This window comes from Nocardia sp. NPDC004722, from assembly GCF_053601505.1.
Map to the genome: position 1 here is coordinate 1 of NZ_JBSGBY010000788.1, position 3,298 is coordinate 3,298.

The window sequence follows — 3,298 nt, forward strand, 5'->3', positions numbered from 1 at the left end:
CCGGCACCGCCGACGGCGAGTGGACCCTCGATGTGGTGAACGGCAAGAAGCGCACCATCAAGGGCATCCCGGTCGCCAGTTCCGCTGTCGGCCAGGCCGCCAAGCTGCTGCACCCGGAATTCGCCGAGGTGGTGGAGTCCATCCACGAGGCCGTGCGCACCGCGCAGGAGGCCAAGGTGCAGCAGTTGCAGGCCGAACTCGAGTCGGCCCGTCGGCTACTCGAAGACCTGGCCTGAAAATACCGGCCGCTGATCGGAATTCGCCCGGCCCGGGCGGATTCCGATCACACCGCCGATTCCCGCTGCCAGGTGCGCGGTCCCGATTCCGGCCGCCCGCGCCGCAGATCGTCGTGGAAGATGTAGCCGAGGGAGTATTCCTTGGCGTGATACATGGCCGAATCCGCTTCGCGCAGTAGCTCGTACACCGTGGTCTCGGTCTCACGGGGCCGCGTGCAGGCGATGCCGATACTGGCGGCGATGCGCACCTCGGCCGCGCTCAGCTCGAACGGCTCCCCGAGCGTGGCCAGCAGGCGCTCGGCCAGCTGGCGGGCCTGCGCCTGCGCCAGCGGGGCCAGCACCACGAATTCGTCACCGCCGTAACGGGCGGCCGCGTCGTCGCGCCGGATCACCCGGCGGATGCGGGCCGCCGCATTGGCGATCAGCTCATCGCCCACCGCGTGCCCGTAGTTGTCATTGACCCGTTTGAAGCCGTCCAGGTCGATGAACAGCAAGGCCAAAGGCTGTCCGGCCCAACGCTCCCGATTACGATGCAGCGCCCGCAGCAGGGCGGCGCGGTTCAGGAGTCCGGTCAGCATGTCGTGATCGGCCTGGTACTGCGCGCGCCGTTCGCTGCGGGCGCTGCGTTCGATGGCGCGTTCGCTGCGTAGCAGCACGCCGCCTAGTAGCAGCGCGAACAGCGAGGACACCACGACTCGGTCCAGGGTGTCGAGATTCGAGCCGACCACCGGCACCAGCGAAGCCACGATCATGACGATGGCGATCATGGAGGCCCGCTGCCGGGACCGGTGCGGATGGATCTCTCGCGGCCCGCCCAGCACCACCATGCTCGGATGCAGCGCGGCCGCGCCGATCAGCGTGAAGCCCAGTTGCAGTGGCAGCAACTGGATCTGGTGGCCGAACACCGCGGAACCGGCCGATTCCAGGTTGTAGGCCAGATCCCCGGCCAGGATGACCAGCATGGCCAGATGCACCAGCCGCAGCGAGGTCTCCGAGCGGGACGAGGTGATCACCGAATGCACGATCACGGTGAGCAGCATGGCGTCGACGATCGGATCCGCGACGCAGGTGAGGGTGCTCAGGTGGATGTGATTGGCCATGTGCAGGACCGGTGAGATCAGGAAGGTCCACGACAGCAGCAGCGCCCCTAGGCCGATCAGCCCGGAGTCCAGCAGCAGATCGTGGTCGGTGCTGTTCTGGCGCGGGCGCAGCCACAGCACCGCGGCCACCCCGACACAGCAGTAGCCACTGAGGGTGAACAGATCGTCGAAGGGGTGCCGCTGGGATTCGGAGACGTGCCGCAGCGCGGTGCCGATGGCGAATTGCACGGCCGCCGCGGACAGCAGATACCAGGGCAGCGGATGGCGGGGACGGTACTTGCGCACGCCCATGCCGATCATGGTGAGGCTGAGGGCGACCGAGGCGCACAGCGTGCCCAGGGCGACGGCGCGGGAGTTGTTCACCAGCGGCAGGCCGAGAATCAGAACACCGCAGCCGAACAGTACGCTGCGCCAGCAGATTCGGTGACGCCACGGCCCCCGCTCCGGGGCAGACTGCTCGGCCGGTTGTGCGTCTGTTCCCACCAGCCCCCCTATCCGAGCAGTACTCGAAAAGACACCGCCGATCATCAATCGAGTATGTTGCGGTACGAGCATAGGTGCCCGCGCAGCGGTGGCAGAGTGCCCGGTGAAGAAAGGCGCTGCCACTAATTGGGCAACCGGACCGATCATGACACGAAAGCGCCCGCTCCGGAGCGGAGTTCGTCGAACCCGCACGACCGCTTTCCGAGTGACTCGCTATGCTCCCCGCGATTCGAACCGCACGGGATGAACACCTCCGCGGACGCGGCGGACCACCGCCGGGCGCGCGGCCGGAATCCCGCTGTGCGCGCGGCCGGACAGCCGCTGCGTGCACCAACGGACCGCGCCGTTGGGTGCGCCGCCGGACCGCTGTTGGGCGCACTGCCGGACCGCCGTTGGGCGCACCGCCGGGACACCGTTGGGCGCGGCCCGAATACGGCTGTGAGCACGGTCTGAACGTTTTCGCGGAACCCGCCCGAGCGCCGCTGCGAACTGGAGCCGACCGCTGGACGAGGATGGGGGCATGGCGACGACAGCGGGACGCTGGTGGGCTCCGGGCCGGGTGAACCTGATCGGTGAGCACACCGATTACAACGAGGGCTATGTGCTTCCCCTGGCTCTGCCGCTGGGCATGACCTGCACCGCGGCCGCGCGCCCGGACGGTGTGGTGCGCGTGCGATCCCGCCAGGCCCCGCTCGACGAGATCGACACCACGATCGCCGCGCTCGCCACCGGCGGCTGGTCCGGACTGCCGGGCTGGACCCACTATCCGCTGGGTGTGATCCGGGAATTCGAACGCCGCGGCCACCGCATCCCCGGCGTCGACCTCGCCCTCGACGCCACCGTCCCGATCGGCGCGGGCCTGTCCTCGTCGGCCGCGCTGTCGTGCGCGGTGGCGCTGGCGCTGCGGGATCTGTTCGCCCGCACCGTCACCGACCTCGAGATCATCGATATCGCGCGCACCGCCGAGAACGTCTACGCGGGCGTCCCGACCGGAATTCTCGACCAGTCCGCGGCCATGCTGTGCACGGCCGGTCATGTGCTGTTTCTCGATACCCGCACCGGCGCCGCCGAGCAGATCCCCTTCGACCTCGAGGCGGCCGGCCTGTCATTGCTGGTGCTCGACACCGGCAGCCCGCACGATCTGCGCGACGGCGAGTACGCGCGCCGCCGCGCCGAATGCGCCGCCGCGGCAGCCGAACTGGGCGTCGCGTTCCTGCGCGACCGCACCGATCCTGCCGTCGCCGACCGCCTCGCCGACCCGGTGCTGCGGCGACGCGCCCGTCATGTGATCACCGAAAACGCCCGGGTCCTGCAAATTGCCAAACAATTGCGCGCCGGAGCCGACCCGCGCGGTATCGGTCCCGTCCTTACCGCCGGACACGCCTCGCTGCGATGCAGCACGTCGGCGTGCGCGCGCTCATGGGTTTCGCCTTGGGCGCGCTGGCAACGGGTTTCGCGGTGCTGGCAGCGGTACCCGAC

Annotated in this window: 3 protein-coding genes; 2 read left to right on the top strand and 1 reads right to left on the bottom strand. The window is 69.2% G+C overall.

The genetic code is table 11. From position 1 onward, the window contains the following. Nucleotides 1-236 (top strand): DUF6319 family protein (locus tag ACWELQ_RS41840; RefSeq protein WP_452402529.1); only part of this gene is annotated, 236 nt, incomplete at its 5' end. Between the two features lie 47 nt (nt 237-283). Here the strand turns inward: ACWELQ_RS41840 and ACWELQ_RS41845 are convergent. After that, a complete protein-coding gene (locus tag ACWELQ_RS41845) occupies nt 284-1,819 on the bottom strand; it encodes a diguanylate cyclase domain-containing protein (protein ID WP_452402530.1) in 1,536 nt (511 codons plus the stop codon). Nucleotides 1,820-2,339: 520 nt separating this feature from the next. Between ACWELQ_RS41845 and ACWELQ_RS41850 the strand changes: the two genes are divergently transcribed. Beyond that, nucleotides 2,340-3,298 (top strand): galactokinase (locus tag ACWELQ_RS41850; protein WP_452402531.1); only part of this gene is annotated, 959 nt, incomplete at its 3' end.